General features: G+C 73.0%; 18 protein-coding genes. 6 read left to right on the forward strand and 12 right to left on the reverse strand.

The annotated features are described in order from the left end of the window. Window positions 1–12: 12 nt before the first annotated feature. The 3 genes from ACR807_RS10430 to ACR807_RS10440 form a co-directional block, all read right to left on the reverse strand. Window positions 13–1251 carry an MFS transporter gene (locus ACR807_RS10430; RefSeq protein ID WP_438921037.1) on the reverse strand — a complete coding sequence of 413 codons (1239 nt, stop codon included), beginning with the start codon at window positions 1249–1251 and terminating at the stop codon, window positions 13–15. 419 nt (window positions 1252–1670) lie between these two features. Continuing rightward, window positions 1671–2345, reverse strand: a complete 675-nt coding sequence (locus ACR807_RS10435) for a Crp/Fnr family transcriptional regulator (protein ID WP_015097742.1) — start codon at window positions 2343–2345, stop codon at window positions 1671–1673. 215 nt (window positions 2346–2560) lie between these two features. After that, the gene (locus ACR807_RS10440; protein WP_015097743.1) at window positions 2561–2812 is read right to left on the reverse strand and encodes a hypothetical protein; all 252 of its coding nucleotides are present in this window, start codon (window positions 2810–2812) and stop codon (window positions 2561–2563) included. 289 nt (window positions 2813–3101) lie between these two features. Here ACR807_RS10440 and nth point away from each other — a divergent pair, with 289 nt between their 5' ends. Genes nth through ACR807_RS10460 form a run of 4 tightly spaced genes read left to right on the forward strand, consistent with a single transcriptional unit; the run spans window position 3102 to window position 6349 of the window. After that, window positions 3102–3869, forward strand: a complete 768-nt coding sequence (gene nth, locus ACR807_RS10445) for an endonuclease III (protein ID WP_438921038.1) — start codon at window positions 3102–3104, stop codon at window positions 3867–3869. Beyond that, window positions 3866–4477, forward strand: a complete 612-nt coding sequence (locus ACR807_RS10450; protein ID WP_438921039.1) for a TlpA family protein disulfide reductase — start codon at window positions 3866–3868, stop codon at window positions 4475–4477. The genes nth and ACR807_RS10450 overlap by 4 nt, the downstream gene beginning before the upstream one ends. Continuing rightward, window positions 4474–5175 (forward strand): NUDIX hydrolase, encoded by a 702-nt coding sequence (locus tag ACR807_RS10455; RefSeq protein WP_438921040.1) that lies wholly within the window; start codon window positions 4474–4476, stop codon window positions 5173–5175. The genes ACR807_RS10450 and ACR807_RS10455 overlap by 4 nt, the downstream gene beginning before the upstream one ends. Beyond that, window positions 5162–6349: a MarP family serine protease gene (locus ACR807_RS10460; RefSeq protein ID WP_438921041.1), complete on the forward strand. Its 1188-nt coding sequence runs from the start codon at window positions 5162–5164 to the stop codon at window positions 6347–6349. The genes ACR807_RS10455 and ACR807_RS10460 overlap by 14 nt, the downstream gene beginning before the upstream one ends. Here the strand turns inward: ACR807_RS10460 and ACR807_RS10465 are convergent. From ACR807_RS10465 to ACR807_RS10480, 4 genes are all read right to left on the reverse strand, one after another. Next, window positions 6346–7284, reverse strand: coding sequence for an alpha/beta fold hydrolase (locus tag ACR807_RS10465; protein WP_438921042.1), 939 nt, complete (start codon window positions 7282–7284; stop codon window positions 6346–6348). The two genes, ACR807_RS10460 and ACR807_RS10465, sit on opposite strands and share 4 nt — an antisense overlap. 5 nt (window positions 7285–7289) lie before the next feature. Further along, window positions 7290–7757 carry a phage holin family protein gene (locus ACR807_RS10470; protein WP_438921043.1) on the reverse strand — a complete coding sequence of 156 codons (468 nt, stop codon included), beginning with the start codon at window positions 7755–7757 and terminating at the stop codon, window positions 7290–7292. A 124-nt stretch (window positions 7758–7881) separates the two neighbouring features. Then, window positions 7882–9858, reverse strand: coding sequence for an acetate--CoA ligase (gene acs / locus ACR807_RS10475; protein ID WP_438921044.1), 1977 nt, complete (start codon window positions 9856–9858; stop codon window positions 7882–7884). Window positions 9859–10073: 215 nt separating this feature from the next. Next, entirely contained in the window at window positions 10074–10643 is a 570-nt protein-coding gene (locus tag ACR807_RS10480) for a GNAT family N-acetyltransferase (protein WP_438921045.1), read from the reverse strand. A 91-nt stretch (window positions 10644–10734) separates the two neighbouring features. Here ACR807_RS10480 and ACR807_RS10485 point away from each other — a divergent pair, with 91 nt between their 5' ends. Then, window positions 10735–11460 (forward strand): Fic family protein, encoded by a 726-nt coding sequence (locus ACR807_RS10485; protein WP_438921046.1) that lies wholly within the window; start codon window positions 10735–10737, stop codon window positions 11458–11460. Window positions 11461–11634: 174 nt separating this feature from the next. On the opposite strand, the gene kynU is transcribed toward ACR807_RS10485, so the two are convergent. Beyond that, a complete protein-coding gene (gene kynU / locus ACR807_RS10490; RefSeq protein ID WP_438921047.1) occupies window positions 11635–12759 on the reverse strand; it encodes a kynureninase in 1125 nt (374 codons plus the stop codon). Then, window positions 12756–13571, reverse strand: a complete 816-nt coding sequence (locus ACR807_RS10495) for a tryptophan 2,3-dioxygenase (RefSeq protein ID WP_438921048.1) — start codon at window positions 13569–13571, stop codon at window positions 12756–12758. Before ACR807_RS10495 ends, kynU begins: the two co-directional genes overlap by 4 nt. A gap of 107 nt (window positions 13572–13678) precedes the next feature. Between ACR807_RS10495 and ACR807_RS10500 the strand changes: the two genes are divergently transcribed. After that, window positions 13679–14128 (forward strand): Lrp/AsnC family transcriptional regulator, encoded by a 450-nt coding sequence (locus ACR807_RS10500; protein WP_438921049.1) that lies wholly within the window; start codon window positions 13679–13681, stop codon window positions 14126–14128. Here ACR807_RS10500 and murQ read toward each other — a convergent pair. The 3 genes from murQ to ACR807_RS10515 form a co-directional block, all read right to left on the reverse strand. Beyond that, entirely contained in the window at window positions 14097–15032 is a 936-nt protein-coding gene (murQ, locus tag ACR807_RS10505; RefSeq protein ID WP_438921050.1) for an N-acetylmuramic acid 6-phosphate etherase, read from the reverse strand. The two genes, ACR807_RS10500 and murQ, sit on opposite strands and share 32 nt — an antisense overlap. Then, entirely contained in the window at window positions 15029–15946 is a 918-nt protein-coding gene (locus ACR807_RS10510; protein WP_438921051.1) for a MurR/RpiR family transcriptional regulator, read from the reverse strand. The genes murQ and ACR807_RS10510 overlap by 4 nt, the downstream gene beginning before the upstream one ends. A 100-nt stretch (window positions 15947–16046) precedes the next feature. Next, complete coding sequence (locus tag ACR807_RS10515) at window positions 16047–17699, reverse strand: serine hydrolase domain-containing protein (protein WP_438921052.1); 1653 nt, start codon at window positions 17697–17699, stop codon at window positions 16047–16049. Window positions 17700–17703: the final 4 nt, after the last annotated feature.

Below are 17703 nucleotides of genomic sequence, written 5' to 3' on the forward strand. Positions count from 1 at the left end.
GAAAGCCGCACGTCAGCGGGCCGCGAGGTCCATGTCCTCCTGCTGGGGCAGCGGCACGCCGGCCGCCACCGTGCCGCGGAAGACCCACACCAGGGCGGCGATCACCAGGCCGGACACCGCCGCCACCGCGAACGCGGTGCTCGTGCCGTGCGACTCGACGAGCTGGCCGCTGGCGGACTGCCCGATGGCCAGGCCGACGGTGACGGCGGTGACCACCCAGCCGAACGCCTCGGTCGCCGTGCCCGCCGGGGCGACGTGCTCGATCGCGGTGGAGTGCGTGGTGGACTGCGGGGTGATCAGGGTGCCGACCACGAGCAGCGCGCCGGCCAGCCAGAACAGGCTGGTGGGCAGCGCGAGCAGCAGCGACAGCAGCGCGAACCCGCCGAGCAGCACGGGCAGCCGCAGGTGCATGGCGCGCGGGAACGGCTTCATCGCGTACAGCACGCCGAACACGACGGAGCTGACCGACCACAGGCTCAGCAGCAGCCCGCCGAGGCCCACGTGGCCGGCGTTCGCGGCGGCGGCGGGCACGGCGACCTCGATGAACCCGATCGTGACGCCGAAGCCGAGGGCCGCGAGCGCCACGGTGCGCATGCCGGGCGAGGCGAGCGCGCCGAGCAGGTCGCGCCGCGCCGGTTCCGGCCGCACGGCGCGGACGGTCGGGTTCAGCGCGAACCACACCGCGCCGACCACCATGGACGCCGCGCCGACCACCACGCCGGTGCCCGCCCACGGCACCGTGACCAGCAGGCCCGCGAGGCCGGGGCCGAGGATGAAGAAGACCTCCATGCTGATCGCCTCGTAGGCGTACCCGGCGAGCCGAGCGGACCCGGGCGGCAGGGCGCGGGCCCACAGGGCGCGGGACGCCGAGCCGACCATGGGCTCGGTCAACCCGACGGCGAACGCGAGCGGCACGAGGAGGGGCAGCGCCACGCCCGCCTCGACGGCGGTGACGGCGAGCGCCACGAACACGGCGAACAGCGACACGGCGACGAGCAGCGGGCGGGTCGGCCCGTGCCGGTCCATCAGCCTGCCCTGCACGATCGACCCGACCGCGACGCCGACCAGGGACGCCGCCGACACCAGGCCCGCGGCGGCGAACGAGCCGGTCTCGCGCTGCACGAACAGCAGCAGCGAGAGGCCGATCATCGCGATCGGGAGGCGGGCGAGCAGGGACGCGACGACGGGGCCGCGCATCCCCGGTGCGGTCAGGGCGGTGCGGTAGTCGGAGAGGCGGGCAGAGTGGGACATGCGTACCAGTATGCCCGCACTGGTACGCGCGTACCAGTCATCGGGCGGTGCGATCGGTCACCCGGTGGGGATCGTCCACTTCTCGGGAGCGTTATTGCGATCCGGTAACAACAATGGGATGACCGGGTGAAACCCCTCGGAAAAATGCCTGCACAAGGGGTCCTTGAGGGTGAACGGCCTTGAGTTGCGGCCCAGGGGGCGTGCGATCGTGGACAGCACGACCCGCGTACCCGTTTCGACCTTCGTCGCTACGGGTAGTCAAACCTCCTTCCGGTGCCGAAGGGTCGGGGCCTGCGGGCACCGGAGGTGTGGAACGCGTGATCTGTCGGGGGATGGGTCGCGCGAACAACAGGGCCGGTGCGCCGCGTCGGGGGCGGCGCCCGGCTCTGTTGCTGCGTCCGGCGGCTGCCGGGACCTGCTCAGCGAGCGCGGCGCGCCAGGCGCTCCGGGTCCAGGATCAGCACGCTCTTGCCCTCCAACCGCAGCCACCCGCGGTGGGCGAAGTCGGCCAGGGCCTTGTTCACCGTCTCGCGCGACGCGCCCACGAACTGGGCGATCTCCTCCTGCGTCAGGTCGTGGGTGACCCTCAGCAGACCGGCCTCCTGGCTGCCGAAGCGCTGCGCGAGCTGCAACAGCGCCTTCGCCACGCGGCCGGGCACGTCGGTGAAGATCAGGTCGGCCAGCATGGAGTTCGTCCGGCGCAGCCTGCGCGCCAGGGCGCGCAGCAGCTGCTCGGCGATCTCCGGCCGGTTGGTGATCCACTGCCGCAGGGCGGGGCGGTCCATGCTCACCGCGCGCACCTCGGTCACCGTGGTGGCGGTGGACGTGCGGGGGCCCGGATCGAAGATCGACAGCTCGCCGAACATGTCGGACGGGCCGAAGATCCCCAACAGGTTCTCCCGACCGTCCGGCGACTTGCGGCCGATCTTCACCTTCCCGGACTGGATGATGTAGAGCCGGTCGCCCGGCTCGCCCTCCGCGAAGATCACGTGGCCACGCGGGAATTCAACGGACTCCAGCGTCTGCGCCAGTGCCTCCGCTGCCGCCGGTTCAACCCCCTGGAAGATGCCCGCGCGGGCCAGGGTCTCGTCCACCTCGTCCCTCCTGTCGAGACGCGGCGGCATGGTCGAGCGCGTTCCGCCTTCTGGCGGATCAGCGCCTTGCCGCCGATCACTGGGTGCAGTCTAAGGGCTGTGCGGGAGATCGCCTTCCGGCGCGCCGCCGCACGTGCCCCGCGACTCGGGGCGGACAGCCCGATGAGGCCCGCCGGGGGATGCGCCCCCTCGGGCCTCGCCGGTCCTCGCCCCGGTCAGCGGCGGGTGCGCCGCTGACGCAGGTTCCTCGCACGACCACCCAGCCTGCGCAGCCGGAACAGCTCCAGCGCGCGGCCGATGCCGTGCCCGTAGAGGGCCCTGACCTCGTCGGGCCGGGCCGACTCCAGGAACTCCTCGACCTCGTCCTCCTGCACGGCGACGTGGCGCAGACGAGCTTCCACGCGCTCCATGAAGAGCGCGAAGAACATGATCACGATCGGAACGGCGATGACGAACCAGGCAGTCATGATGGCTCCGATCCTTGCGCATCCGTTTCGGCGCGCACTAGAGGGGGGTCACTCTTGCGTGTGTCGTCGTGCGCTCGTAAGTGGGACGTGCACGGCGGGGCGGTGGTTGCTCGGTGCTCGCCGACGAGTTGTTCCCCGGGGCCGCGCACCCCGAAACGCCGGCCCGCGCGCCGACCCCCTCGTCGACCCCCGCACCCGCCCGCGCACCGGTTCCCGCACCCACCCGCGCCGGGCGCCGGCACCGCCCACGGCCGCGTCGCCCACCGGGCGGGAGCAGTAGTGTTCCGACATGGCCAAGAGCGCGGTGAAGCAGCCGGAGACGAGGCTGGGGCTGGTCCGCCGGGCGCGCCGGGTGGTGCGGGTGCTGGGGCAGGGCTACCCCGACGCGCACTGCGAGCTGGACTTCCGCGACCCGCTGGAACTGCTCGTCGCCGTCGTCCTGTCCGCCCAGACCACCGACGTCCGGGTGAACCAGGTCACGCCCGCCCTGTTCCGGCGCTACCGCACGGCGCGCGACTACGCCTCGGCGGACCGGGCCGAGCTGGAGGAGCTGATCAGGCCGACCGGCTTCTACCGGAACAAGGCGACGTCCCTGCTGGGGCTCGGCGCCGCCCTGGTGGAGCGGTTCGACGGCGTCGTGCCGGGCAGGCTGGAGGACCTGGTCACGCTGCCCGGCGTCGGCCGCAAGACCGCGAACGTGGTGCTGGGCGACGCGTTCGGCGTGCCGGGGATCACCGTGGACACCCACTTCGGCCGGCTCGTCCGCCGCTGGGGCTGGACCCGGGAGGAGGACCCGGTCAAGGTCGAGCACGCCGTCGGCCCGCTCGTCGAGCGCAAGGACTGGACGATCGTCTCGCACCGCACGATCTTCCACGGCCGCCGCGTCTGCCACGCCCGCACGCCCGCCTGCGGCGCGTGCCTGCTCGCGCCGCTGTGCCCGTCCTACGGCATCGGCCAGGTCGACCCGGTCAAGGCGCAGAAGCTCGTCAAGGGCGAGGAGGCGCCGCACCTGATCGAGCTCGCCGAGCGCGTGCGTGCGGGGGAGAAGTTGGCGTGAGCACCCGAGCCCGGTGGACGGCCGTCGCCCTGGTGCTGGCGGTGGCGGGCGTCGTCGCGCTGTGGCCGCGCTCGTCCGACCCCGTCGACCCCGGCCCGGCGGTGAGCGCGCGGCCCGCGCCGGACCTCGGCCTCGCCCGGCGGGACGCCGCGCTCCAGCCGTGCGCGCCGCCCCCGCGCTCGCAGGACGGCGCGGCACCCGGACCGGCCGCGCTGCGCGGCCTGGAGGTCACCTGCCTCGGCGACGGCACCCGCCTCGACGTGGCGTCCGCCCTGCCCGGTCGGGCCGTGGTGAACTTCTGGGCGACCTGGTGCGTTCCCTGTCAAGAGGAGCTCAGGGTGCTCGACGCCTACGCCCGGGAGCCCGGCGCGGTGCCGGTGCTGACGGTCCTGGTCGACAGCAAGGAGGGGGACGGGCTGGAGTTGCTGGCCAAACTCGGTGTTCACCTGCCGTCCGTGCACGACCCCGCGGACCTGCTGCGCAAGGCCGTGGCCCCGCCGCCGCGCATGCCGGTGACCTACGTCGTCGGCGCGGACGGCGCGCTGGCCCTCGTGCCCGACCCGCTCGTGCTGACCACGGTCGAGCAGGTGCGCGAGGTGGTGGGATGACCGCGCTGGTCGACCCGGGCGACGTCCCGGAGTGGATGAGCGGCCTCGTCAAGGCCACCGCCGAGATCGACGCCCGCGCCTTCACCCGCCTCTCGCCGCCGCCACCGGGCACCGGGCGCGCCGCGGCCGTGCTCATGCTGTTCGGCGAGGGCCCCCGCGGGCCGGACGTGCTGCTGCTGCGCCGCGCCGACACCCTCGGCTCGCACCCCGGCCAGGTCGCGTTCCCGGGCGGCGCCGCCGACCCGACCGACGACGGCCCGCTGGACACGGCGCTGCGCGAGGCGTTCGAGGAGACCGGGGTGCTGCGCGAGGGCGTCCGCCCGGTCGCGCTGCTGCCCGAGCTGCACGTGCCGGTGTCCGGGTTCGTCGTCACGCCGGTGCTCGCGCACTGGCGCGAGCCGTCGCCGGTCGCGCCCGTCGACCCGGCGGAGACCGCCGCCGTGGCCCGCGTGCCGGTCGCGCACCTGGCCGACCCGGCGAACCGGTTCCGGGTGACGCACTCCTCGGGCTACACCGGCCCCGCGTTCTCCGCGCCGGGCATGCTGGTGTGGGGCTTCACCGCCGGGCTGCTCAACGGCCTGCTGGCGCTCGGCGGGTGGGAACGGCCGTGGGACACCTCGGACGTGCGGGACCTGGACCTCGCGCTGCGCGCGACGGAGCGGGCGGTCGTGGATCGGGGTGCCGGTGAACTGGGTTGACCTGCTCGTCCTGGCGCTGGCCGCCTTCGCCGCGGTGTCCGGCGCGCGGCAGGGCATGGTCGTGGCGCTGCCCGCGTTCGTCGGCGTGCTCATCGGCCTCGTGCTCGGCACGCAGCTCGCGCCGCTGGTGGTCGCCCAGTTCGAGAACGTGGTGACCAAGGTCGTCTTCGCGGTCGGCATCGTGGTGCTGCTCGTGGCGCTCGGCGAGACGCTCGGCGTGTACGTGGGGCGGACGATCAAGCCGCGGATCAACTCCAGCCCGCTGCGCGGCGCGGACAACGCGCTGGGCGCGATCGTGCAGGGCGCGGTGGTGTTCGTCGTGGCGTGGATGATCGCGCTGCCGCTGACCGTGGTCGCCGGGCTGCCGTCGCTGGCCAAGGCGCTCAACCAGTCGGTGATCCTGTCGACCGTCGACGGCACCATGCCGCAGGCCGCGCGGACCCTGTCCGGCGACCTCCAGAGCCTGTTCGACGTGTCCGGCTTCCCGGCCGCGATGGACCCGTTCAACCGCACGCCGCTCAAGGAGGTCGGCCCGCCCGACCCGGCGCTGAGCCAGGACCCGATCGTGCAGAACCTGCGGGCCAGCGTGCTCAAGGTGCGCGGGCGGGCGCCGTCGTGCTCCCGCGCCCTGGAGGGCACCGGGTTCGTGATCGCGCCGGAGCGCGTGATGACGAACGCGCACGTCGTCGCCGGCACCACCGAGGTCGCGGTCGAGGTCGGCCGGGGCCAGTTCGACGCGACCGTCGTGCACTACGACGCGCAGACCGACGTCGCCGTCCTCGCCGTGCCGGACCTCAAGGCCGAACCGCTGAAGTTCCGCACCGACGAGATCGCGCAGGGCGAGGACGGCATCGTCCTCGGCTACCCGCTGGACGGCCCGTACACGGCGTCCGAGGCCCGCGTGCGGGAGCGCATCCCGATGCTGCGCGGCCCGGACATCTACGACGCGCAGACCGTGACGCGGGACGTCTACACCGTCCGCGCGAAGGTCCGCAGCGGCAACTCCGGCGGTCCGCTGGTCGACCCGCAGGGCCGCGTGATGGGCGTGGTGTTCGGCGCGGCGGTGGACGACCAGGAGACCGGTTTCGTGCTGACCGCCCAGGAGGTCGCCGACGAGGTCGCGGAGGCGCCGTCCCTGGTGCGGCGGGCGTCGACGCAGACCTGCGCGTCCTAGCCCCGGGCCTGGACCTTCGCCAGGAACTCGGTGACCAGGCGGCTCGTGGTGTGCGGCGACTCCTGGTGCGGGAAGTGGCCCACCTCGGGCAGCACCCGGTACGACGAGCGGGGGCCCGCCCAGGCGGTCGAGTCGGAGGCGGTGGACTCCAGCAGCACCGGGTCGCGCGCGCCGTGGACCTGGAGGACGGGGACCTCCAGGCGGCGGTCGAGGACCTCGGCGAAGCGGCGGCCGTCGCTGCGCAGCTGGGAGCGGACGGCCCAGCGGTGGTACTCCATGGCGCTGTGCGCCACGCCGGGGATGAGGACGGCCTCGCGGTTGCGGCGGAGCACCTCGTCGAACTCCGGTGCCACCGTCCACTTCGGACCGGACCAGGAGCGCAGCAGGTCGGCCACGGCGGCGCCCCGGTCACGGGTCAGCGCGCGCTCGGGCCGCACCGGCAGCTGGAAGCGGAAGATGTGCGCCGCCGCGCGCCCCTGACCGCGCGGGTGGCGGCGGATGGCGCGGCGCAGGGCCAGCGGGTGCGGCGCGGCCACGGCCGTGACCGAGGAGACCAGGCGGGGGTGCATGGCGCCGACCGTCCACGCCAGCATGCCGCCCCACGCGTGGCCGACGAGGTGCGCGCGGCTCTCGCCCAGCGCCTTCACCAGGCCCGCGACGTCACCGGCGAGCGTGAAGCCGTCGTAGCCGCGCGGCGGCTTGTCCGAGTCGCCGTAGCCGCGCAGGTCCACCGCGACCGCGCGGTACCCCGCCTCGGCCAGCGCGACCAGCTGGTGCCGCCACGTCCACCAGAACTCGGGGAAGCCGTGCAGCAGCAGCACGAGCGGCCCGTCGCCGAACTCGACCACGTGCAGCCGGATGCCGTTCGCGGACACGTCGCGGTGCGCCCACGGGCCGGGCACCCGGGCGGTCGACGGGTCCGGTGGCAGCCGCACGGGCGTCAGCGGGCGTCTCGGTGGCGCAGCGCCGCGACCGTGTCCTTGGCCGAGTCGATGGTCCGCTGCGGCGCGCGCAACTTCTTCACCTTGCGGTAGCCGAGGAACGCGAACAGCCCGGCCGTGACGAGCATCAGCACGAACACGATCAGGAACGCCGACCAGCGCGGCAGCCACACGTCGAGCAGCTCGGCGCCGAAGAAGAAGAAGAAAAAGGAGCTGAACAGCAGCACGGCCAGGGCGACGATGAAGTAGACGCTGCCCTTCACGCCCTTCTTGATCTCGCCGGCCACCTCGGACTTGGCCAGTTCGACCTCGGCCCTGACCAGCGTGGACAGGTGCGCCGTCGCGTCGCGCACGAGACCGCCGATGGACGTCTCGCCCGCGATCATCGCCGGGCTCTCCGCGGTCAACGGGATGGACGGGACAGGTGGCAGCCCGCTGCCGTTGGTGTTCTCCCGAGCGCTGGTCACCGCGCCATCGTGCCACGCCCGCGCGGCCGTCACCGCTCGACCGGCTGATGACCCGGCGACGGGTTTCGGCCGCGACGCGGCGGGGGCGCCTCCCCGGTCCGGGAGACGCCCCCGCCGCGGTCGGTCAGTCCTCCGCGGAACCCGTCTTCAGGCCCTGGGAGATCAGCTCCATGACGGACGAGTCGGCGAGCGTCGTGACGTCGCCGACCTGCCGGTTCTCCGCCACGTCGCGCAGCAGGCGGCGCATGATCTTGCCCGAGCGGGTCTTCGGCAGCTCCGGCACGACCATGATCTGCCGCGGCTTCGCGATGGGGCCGATCTCCTTGGCCACGTGGTCGCGCAGCGCCTTGATCGCCTCCGCGCCGTCCGAGCCCTCGGCGACGCCGCCGCGCAGGATCACGAACGCCACGATGCCCTGGCCGGTGGTCGGGTCGGTCGCGCCGACGACCGCCGCCTCGGCCACCGTCGGGTGCGAGACCAGCGCGGACTCGACCTCGGTGGTGGAGATGCGGTGCCCGGACACGTTCATCACGTCGTCCACCCGGCCCAGCAGCCAGATGTCGCCGTCCGCGTCGTACTTCGCGCCGTCGCCCGCGAAGTAGAAGCCCTGCTCGCCGAACCGCGACCAGTAGGTGTCGCGGTAGCGCTGCTCGTCGCCCCAGATGCCGCGCAGCATCGACGGCCACGGCTCGTCGAGCACCAGGTAGCCGCCACCGCCGTGCGGGACCTCGTTGCCCTGGTCGTCGACGACCTTCGCGCCGATGCCGGGCAGCGGCCTCTGCGCCGAACCGGGCTTGGTCGCGGTCGCGCCGGGCAGCGGGGAGATCATGATCGCGCCGGTCTCGGTCTGCCACCACGTGTCGACGATCGGCGTCTTGCCCGCGCCGATGGTCTCCCGGTACCAGATCCACGCCTCGGGGTTGATCGGCTCGCCGACGCTGCCCAGCACGCGCAGGGACGACAGGTCGTACTTGGCGGGGATGTCCGCGCCCCACTTCATGAACGTGCGGATCAGCGTCGGCGCGGTGTAGTAGATCGACACGCCGTACTTCTGCACGACCTGCCAGTGCCGGCCCTCGTCCGGGGTGTTCGGCGTGCCCTCGTAGACGACCTGCGTGACGCGGTTCGACAGCGGGCCGTACACGATGTAGCTGTGGCCGGTGACCCAGCCGATGTCGGCGGTGCACCAGTAGACGTCGGTGTCCGGCTTGAGGTCGAACACGGCGTGGTGCGTGTACGACGCCTGGGTCAGGTAGCCGCCCGACGTGTGCAGGATGCCCTTCGGGTTACCCGTGGTGCCCGACGTGTAGAGGATGAACAGCGGGTGCTCGGAGTCGAACGCCTCCGGGGTGTGCTGCTCGGCCTGGCGGTCGACCAGGTCGTGCCACCACACGTCGCGGCCCTCGGTCCACTCGACCTCGGTGTCGGTCCGCTTGACCACGAGGACGTGCTCGACGCTCGCGGCGTTGGCGACGGCCTCGTCCACGGCGGGCTTGAGCGCCGCCGGCTTGCCGCGCCGGTACTGGCCGTCCGTGGTGATCACGAGCTTGGCCCGCGAGTCCTCGATGCGGGTGCGCAGGGCCTCCGCGGAGAAGCCGCCGAACACCACGCTGTGCAGCGCGCCCAGGCGGGCGCAGGCGAGCATGGAGAAGATCGCCTCGGGCACCATCGGCATGTAGATGGCGACCCGGTCCTCGGCCCCGACACCCAGTTCGACCAGGGCGTTCGCCGCCTTGGAGACCTCGCGCTGGAGGTCGGCGTAGGTGATGGTCCGGCTGTCGCCGGGTTCGCCCTCCCAGTGGATGGCGACCTGCTCTCCGTGGCCGGACTCGACGTGCCGGTCGACGCAGTTGTACGCGACGTTGAGCTTGCCGCCGACGAACCACTTCGCGAACGGCGCGTTCGACCAGTCGAGGACCTGCGTCCACTTCGTGTCCCAGGACAGCCGCTCGGCCTGCTTCGCCCAGAACGCCTCGCGGTCGGCGTCCGCCTCCCCGTAGAGCGCGGCGGTGGCGTTGGCCTGCGCGGCGAACTCGTCGCTGGGCGGGAACTTCCTGTTCTCGGTCGACAGGTTGTCCAGGGCGGCTTGCGGCTCTGTCATGGCGGGGCGTACCTCCTGAATCAGTGTGGTGCGCACTGACCGTAGTGCGATTCAGCTCACTGCGCACCCAAAAGGTTCAGACCAATTTTGGCCGGTTTCGAAACGCGTGGGTAACTGTGTAACCCGGTCCCGCGGCACTGACCACCGTGATCCGGCCGAACGACACACAAGTTGCGACGAGCGGCACCTCGCGTGAGACAGGTCACGCGGGCGGGTCAGCTGTGCAGGCGGGCCTTGAGCGCCGGCCACTCGGCGGCCGTCATCGAGTACACGACGGTGTCGCGCAGCGTGCCGTCCGGGCGGACGCGGTGCACCCGCAGCACGCCCTCGCGGGTCGCGCCCAGCCGTTCGATCGCCTTCTGCGACCGCTCGTTGCGCAGGTCCGTGTGCCAGCCGACGCGGTGCGCGCCGAGGACCTCGAACGCCCTGGTCAGCAGCAGGAGCTTGGCGTCGGTGTTGAGCGCGGTGCGCTGCCAGCGCGTGCCGATCCAGGTGTGGCCGATGTAGAGGCCCCGGTGCACCGGGTCGATCTCGTAGTACGACGTGGTGCCCGCGACCTCGCCGGTGCGGGGGTCGACCTGCGCCCAGGGCAGGCGGTCGGGGTCGGCGAGCGCCCGTTCGACGTAGGCGCGGGTGTCGTCGAGGGTCTTCGGCTGGTGCGAGCTGAGCCACGTCCAGGTGTCGGGGTCCTTGCCCGCCTCGTGCAGGCCCTCGGCGTGGTCGGGCGACAGGGGTTCGAGGCGGACGTGGGAACCGGTGAGCACAGGGCGGTCGTACCAGGTCATGCGGCGAACCTATCCCGACGATTGGCCTGTTCGGATAGCCAATTCCGGCTTGGTGCGAATAGCCACTTACCGGCGGGTAGTGTGCGGTCCCGTGACCGATCCGCTCGCCCCGCTGCTGGGCCTGCCCGGTGTGGCCGACGCCGTCGACTCGGCCCGCGACGCCGTGTTCCAGGTGCACCGGCACCGGGTGAACCTGCGCGGCTGGGCGACCACCGCGGCCGAGGCGTCCGTGCGCGCCGCCCGCGCCTCCGCCGCGCTCGAAGGCGGTGCCACCGACATCCCCGAGGACGGTTCGGTCACCGACCCCGTGCTGGCGGGTGCGCTGCGCGTGGCCGAGGCGCTGGGCGTGCTGCTGCCGACGTGGCAGCGCGCGCCGCTCCAGGCGCTGGCCAGGCTGCACGTCCTGGCGGGGGCCGACCTGGGCGGTGAGCTGGGCCGTCCCCGCGCGGTGCCGGACGTGTCGCAGCGCCTGGGCCTGCTGGCCCAGCTGGTGACCGGCGGCACGTCCGTCCCCGGTCCGCTGCTGGTGGCCGTGGTGCACGGCGAGCTGATGTCGCTGTCGCCGTTCGGCACGGCCAACGGCGTCGTCGCCCGCGCCGCGTCCCGCCTGGCGTCCATCGCGACGGGGCTCGACCCGAAGTCCCTGGGCGTGCCGGAGGTGATGTGCCTGCGCCGCCGCAACGACTACGCCGCCGCCCTGCACGGCTTCTCCACCGGTGACCCCGAGGGCGTCACCCGCTGGCTCCTGTTCCACTGCGAGACCCTCGAAGCCGGCGCCCGCGAAGCCCGCAGCATCGCCGACGCCGCCACCCCCTGACCCCGCGAGAGTCCAACGCCCAGGCCCCGAGAGTCCAACGCCGGGGCCCCGAGAGTCCAACACTCAGGACCCCTGAGCTCTACGTTCCGGACGTAGAACTCAGGGGTCCTGGAGGTACGACTCTCGCGACCTGAGCGTTGGACTCTCGGGGCCTGGAGGTTGGACTCTCGCGGGTCAGAGGAGTTCTTTCAGGGTGGTCGCGGCCCGCTCGGCCTCGTCGAACGTGTTGTAGAGCGGCGCGAAGCCGAAGCGGAGGACGTCCGGCGGGCGGTGGTCGCCCAGGACGTCGCGGGCCGCCAGCTCCTCCACCAGCCGCCGCGCCTCCGGGTGCCGCAGGCTGACCTGGTGGCCGCGCCGCTCGTCGGCCGGGGTGATCACCTCGATGCCCGGCAGGCCCTCGACCAGGCGCATGAAGTGCGCGGTCAGCGCCAGGCCCTTCGCCCGCACGTCCACCAGCGACACGTCGTCCCACACGTCCAGCGCGGCGTCGAGCGCCAGCATCGACAGGATGTCCGGCGTGCCCACGCGCGCCCGGGACACGCCGGGGTCGGGCGTGTACTCGTCCGCCATCGCGAACGGCACCTCGTGGCCCGTCCACCCGGTCAACGGCTGCTCGAACGCGTGCTGCGCGTGCTTCGGCACGTACAGGAACGCGGGCGACCCGGGCCCGCCGTTGAGGAACTTGTACGTGCAGCCGACCGCGAGGTCCACGCCGAGCGCGTCCAGCTCGATCGGCAGCACGCCGGCGCTGTGGCACAGGTCCCACACGACCTTCGCGCCCACGTCGTGCGCCTGCCGCGTCAGCTCCGCCATGTCCAGCAGCCGGCCGGTGAGGTAGTCGACGTGGTTGAGCAGCACGACCGCCGTCGTGTCCCGCAGGTCCAGCTCCTCCGGCGGCGCGGGCCGCAGCGCGAGCCCGGTCAGCTCCGCCACCGACCGCGCGATGTAGCCGTCGGTGGGGAACGTCCCGGCGTCGACCACGATCTCGGCCCGGTCGGTGTTGCGGACCGCCGCCATGAGCGCCTTGAACAGGTTCACGCTCGTCGAGTCCGCCACCACGACCTGGCCGGGGCCCGCGCCGACGAGCCGCCCGATCCGGTTGCCGACCCGCTCCGGGGCCTCCCACCAGCCCTCGGACCAGCTGCGGATGAGCCGGCGGCCCCACTGCCGCTCCACGACGTCGCGCACGCGCCCGGCCACGGCCTTCGGCGGCGCGCCGAGCGAGTTGCCGTCCAGGTAGACGACGTCGTCGTCCAGGTCGAACAGGTCGCGCACGTGCGCCAACGGGTCGACGTTCACACGTAGCTCCTCGCGGTCCACAGTTCGGGGAAGACGGAGCGCTGCGCGCGCTTCTCCAGCCACGCGACGCCGGCCGAACCGCCGGTGCCGGTCTTCGCGCCCATCGAGCGGCGGGTCGCGAGCAGGTGGTCGTGCCGCCAGCGGGTGAACTCCTCGGCGACGTCGGTCAGCGCCTCGCCCAGCTCCAGCAGGTCGCGCGGCCCGTCGCGGTAGACGTCCGCCCACACCGCCTCGACCTCGGCGTTGGGCCGGTAGCCCTCGCTGACGTCACGGGTGAGCACGTCGGCGGGGATCGGCTTGCCCCGGCGGTGCAGGAGCGCGAGCACGTCGTCGTACAGGCTCGGCTCGTGCAGCAGCGCCTCCAGGGCGTCGTGCTGGGCCGGCACGGCGCGGTGCGGCACGAGCAGCGAGCGGGACTTCTCGCCGAGCAGGAACTCCACCTCGCGGTAGCGGCCGGACTGGAAGCCCGAGCCCTCGCCGAGGGCGTCCCGGAACGAGTTGAACTCGCCGGGCGTCATCCGGGCGATGGGCCGCCACGCCGCGTTCAGCGCCTGCATGTGCAGCTCGCTGCGGCGCAGGGTGCGCACGGCGCCGGGCACGTCGTCGGCGCGCAGCTCCCGCTGGGCGTGCCGCCACTCGAAGCACAGCAGGCCGAAGTACAGCTCCATGACCTGCGTGACCACCAGGAACGACATCTCGCGCGGGTCGTCGGACCACTGCTGCTGGAGGCCGTGCAGCACGGAGGCGTGCACGTAGTCCTCGTAGGGCGTGGTGCCGCCGAAGTCGAGTTTGGGTGGGACCGGACACGTCATGACCACCATCATCGCCCGGCGATCGGGTGATCTGAAGAGCTGTCGGGATACCCTGACCAGCGAACTTCTCACGTTCACAAATGATTCGGACGGATGGCTTCACGGTCATGAACATCGAGCTGGACGGTGTCGACCGCGCCCTGCTGGAGGCGCTCCAGGACGACGCGCGGCTGTCGTACAACGAGCTGGCCCGGCGCGTGCACGTGTCGCCGCCGACCGCGGCGCAGCGGGTGCGGCGGCTGGAGAACGCGGGCGTCATCACCGGCTACCGCGCGACGGTCGACCCGACGGCGGTGGGGCGGCCGGTCGTCGCCCTGGTCCGGATGAAGTGCTACGGCGCGCGGTGCATCACCGTGCACCCCGAGCTGCTCGACGACTGCCCCGAGGTGGTCGAGGTGGTGCGGCTGACCGGTGACATCTGCTCGGTGGTCAAGGTCGTCACCACGTCGGTCAGCGAGCTGGAACGGATGCTCGTGCGGCTGGGCGGCTACGGGGAGACGTCCAGCGCGATGGTCCTGTCCACGCCTATCCCGTGGCGCCCGGTGCCAACAGGCTGAGCGCCTGCCGCACGTGGCCCTGCGTCCGGTCCAGCGCGTCGGCGGCCCGCGCGGTCGGCACGTCGGCCAGCAGGTGCACCAGCGCCACCTTGAGGTCGCCGCCCGCGTCGGCCAGCGCCGCCGCGCAGTCCTCCTCGGTCAGGCCGGTCGCCTCGCGCAGGATGCGCACCGTGCGACCGCGCAGCTTGGCGTTCGTGGCGCGCATCGACACCATCAGGTTCGAGTAGGTGCGGCCCAGCCGGACCATGACCGCCGTCGAGAACGACGTCAGCACCAGCTTCTGCGACGAGCCCGCCTTCATCCGGGTCGACCCGGCGATGGCCTCCGGACCGGTGTCCACCGCGATCAGCACGTCGACGTCGACGGGTGCGGGCGCGGTCGGGTTGTTCGACACCAGGACCGTGCGGGCGCCCATCGTGCGGGCCTCCTCCAGCGCGGCCACGACGAACGGCGTGCGGCCGGACGCCGTGACGCCCAGCACCAGGTCGCCCGCCGCCGCGTGCCTGCGGATCTCGGCGGCGCCGGCGGACGCCTGGTCCTCCACGTTCTCCACCGCGTTGACCAGGGCCTCCCGCCCGCCCGCGTGGTGCGCGACGAACCAGTCCGGCGGCGCGTTGAACGTGGGCACCAGCTCGGCGGCGTCGAGCGTGGCCAGCCGGCCGGACGTGCCCGCGCCCACGTAGTGCACCCGTCCGCCGGCCCGCAGCGCGCCCACGGCCAGGTCGGCGGCCCGCGCCAGCTCGGGCAGCACGGCGGCCACCGCGTCCGGGACCAGGTGGTCCTCGGTGTTGATCAGCCGCAGCACGTCCAGCGTGGACAGCCGGTCGATGTCCTCCGTCCTCGGGTTCCTGGCCTCGGTGGGGGATTCCACGGTGACCACGACGTCGTGCCGCGGCGGCGTCATTTAGCGGTCTCCCGGCGACGCCGGCCGTCCGGCCTGGCGCCCAGCCGGTGGCCCGCCACCGCGTCGTACGTCGCCTCCAGGGCGGTCTTCGCGCTGTCCACGTGCCGCTGGGCGACCCCGATGAACAGGCAGTCGATGACGGTCAGCTGCGCGATGCGGCTGGCCATCGCGCCCGAGCGGAACGTGGTCTCGCGGGCCGCCGTGGTCAGCACGTGGTCGGCGACCTCGCTGATCGGCGAGCGCGGGAAGTTCGTCAGCGCCACCGTGGTCGCGCCCCGGTCGCCGGCGACCCGGAGCGCCTCGACGGTCTCCGAGGTCGAGCCGGTGTGCGAGATGCCGACCGCGACGTCCGCGGGGGTGAGGACGGCGGCGGAGGTGAGCGCGATGTGCGTGTCGTTCCACGCGAAGCAGGTGCGCCCTATGCGGTGCAGCTTCTGCTGGAGGTCGAAGGCGACGAACGCGCTGGCCCCGAACCCGTAGACGTCCACCCGGCCCGCGGCCGCGACCGCCTCGACGACCGCTTCGAGCGTGTCCACGTTCAGCTGCTCGGCGGTCTCCTCGACCGCGCGCGCGTCGGCGAACGCCACCTTGCCCACGACTTGCCGCAGGTCGTCGCCCGGACCGATGTCGCCGCCCAGGTCCCGGTCGGTGCGCATCGACGTGCGCGCGGTGTCGGCGGCCAGCGCGATGCGCAGCTCGGGGTAGCCGCCCACCCCGATGGCCTTGCAGAACCGGGTCACCGTCGTCTCGCTGGTCCCCGCGGCCTCGGCGACCTCGGTGATGCTGCGGTGGGCGACGGTCGCCGGGTTGTCCAGCACGACCTTGGCCACCCGCTGCTCCGCGCGGGCGAGGCCCGGCAGGAGCGAGCGGATCGTGACCAGGGGGCTGGTGTCGGCAGTGCTCTCGGTGGACACGTGGGAAACTTACTAACCGTTCAACGGGCGGTCAACGCAGGGTGGGTGCAACTCACCCCAACCGTGACCGAATCCCACCGGTTGGCGGCAAGGCGGGTGACTAACGGTCCGCTACCCGCCACCCTGCGGAGTGCAACCCCTCCGGTTCGCGCTCCGCGTCGAGCAGGACGCCCCGCCGGTCGGTGATGCGCACCGAGTCGACGTACGCGCCCCGGCCGCCGTACCCGGTGCCCTGCGCGTACCGCCAGCGGAACGCCAGCGCCGCCCCGGTCACGACCTCGACCCGTTCCCACCGCCGCTGCCCGTACCCGCTCAACACCTTGATATCGCGCCACGTCGTGCCGTCGTTAGTCGCCTCCACCACGACCGAGTCGGCCGGGTCGAGGTCGACGAACGCGTCGAACACCAGTTTCTGCTGCTCGGAGCGCTGTTCCAGGGGGCGGGTGGTGAGCGTGCCGCCGGCCGTGACCGGGGTGTGCGCGGTGCCGTGCCGGGGTTTCACGGCCATCGCCCGCGCCAGGCCGTCCGCGACGACCCGGCGGGCCGGGTTGATCGAGCCCCAACCGCGGCTCGGGTGCACGCGGTTGGTCAGCAGGATCGCGATCGACCCGGACAGCGGGTCGAGCACCAGCGTGGTGCCGGTGAACCCGGTGTGCCCGGCGGCCCTCGGCGAGGTCAGCGCGCCCATGTACCAGCGCTGGTCCAGCTCGAAGCCCAGGCCGTGCGAGTTGCCCGGGAACGCCTGGTTGAAGTCGGTGAGCATCAGCTCGACGGTCTCGGGACGCAGGACGCGCCGCCCGCCGTACGAGCCGCCGTTGAGGATCGCCTGGCCCAGCACGGCCAGTTCGCGGGCGGTGGAGAACACGCCCGCGTGCCCGGCGACACCGCCCAGCGACCACGCGTTCTCGTCGTGCACGACGCCGCGCACGACGCCCCGGTTCGCCTGGTACTCGGTCGCCGCGATCCGGTCGAGCTTGCTCGCGGGCGGGTTGTAGCCGGTGTCCTTGAGCCCCAGCGGCGCGGTGATGCCCTCGCGGACCAGCACGTCCAGCGGCTTGCCCGACCACTTCCGCGCCAGCAGGCCCAGCGTGATCAGGTTCAGGTCGGAGTAGACGTAGGCGGTGCCCGGCGGGTTGACCGGCGTGGTGTCCATGACGGCCTTCACCCGCGACGGCACGTCCGGGTACTGCGACCACAGCGGCAGCCACGCCACCAGGCCGGACGTGTGCGTCAGCAGCTGCTTCACCGTGATCGACGACTTGCCGTTGACGCCGAACTCGGGCAGGTGCTCGGCGACCGGGTCGTCCAGCCCGAACCTGCCCAGCTCGTGCTGGCGCATCACGACGACCGACGTGAACAGCTTCGAGATGGACGCCAGGTCGAAGATCGTGTCGCGGGTCATCGGCACCCGCTGGTCCTCGGGCAGCTCGACGCCCGAGCCGTCGCCGTAGCGGACCGCCCAGCCCGTCGGCTCGTGCGTCACCACGGTGCCCTCGTGCGCGAGCAGCGTGACGGCGCCCGCGAACAGGGGGTGACCGGTCGCGTCGGGCCGCGTGTACTGCTCGACCCGGTCCAGGGCGGCGTCGATCGGGGCCGGGTCGAGCCCGACCCGTTCCGGGGTGCCGGCGCGCAGCACGGAGCTGTGCGCCCAGCCGTCGTGCGGCCGGTCGAAGCGGGCCTCGCGGCCCCCGGTGGCGTGGGCCGGCGTCGTGATCACGAGGGTGGTGGCGACAAGCAGGGCGGGGACGCGCATCGCT

Origin of the sequence: Saccharothrix sabaoui, from assembly GCF_051756985.1 — a bacterium.
In the GTDB taxonomy this organism is placed as follows: Bacteria; Actinomycetota; Actinomycetes; order Mycobacteriales; family Pseudonocardiaceae; genus Actinosynnema.

Coding starts and splice junctions, on each gene's coding strand:
- ACR807_RS10430 (WP_438921037.1), bottom strand. CDS start 1,251: ATGTCCCACTCTGCCCGCCTCTCCGACTACCGCACCGCCCTGACCGCA.
- ACR807_RS10440 (WP_015097743.1), bottom strand. CDS start 2,812: ATGACTGCCTGGTTCGTCATCGCCGTTCCGATCGTGATCATGTTCTTC.
- nth (WP_438921038.1), top strand. CDS start 3,102: ATGGCCAAGAGCGCGGTGAAGCAGCCGGAGACGAGGCTGGGGCTGGTC.
- ACR807_RS10455 (WP_438921040.1), top strand. CDS start 4,474: ATGACCGCGCTGGTCGACCCGGGCGACGTCCCGGAGTGGATGAGCGGC.
- acs (WP_438921044.1), bottom strand. CDS start 9,858: ATGACAGAGCCGCAAGCCGCCCTGGACAACCTGTCGACCGAGAACAGG.
- ACR807_RS10480 (WP_438921045.1), bottom strand. CDS start 10,643: ATGACCTGGTACGACCGCCCTGTGCTCACCGGTTCCCACGTCCGCCTC.
- ACR807_RS10495 (WP_438921048.1), bottom strand. CDS start 13,571: ATGACGTGTCCGGTCCCACCCAAACTCGACTTCGGCGGCACCACGCCC.
- ACR807_RS10500 (WP_438921049.1), top strand. CDS start 13,679: ATGAACATCGAGCTGGACGGTGTCGACCGCGCCCTGCTGGAGGCGCTC.
- murQ (WP_438921050.1), bottom strand. CDS start 15,032: ATGACGCCGCCGCGGCACGACGTCGTGGTCACCGTGGAATCCCCCACC.
- ACR807_RS10515 (WP_438921052.1), bottom strand. CDS start 17,699: ATGCGCGTCCCCGCCCTGCTTGTCGCCACCACCCTCGTGATCACGACG.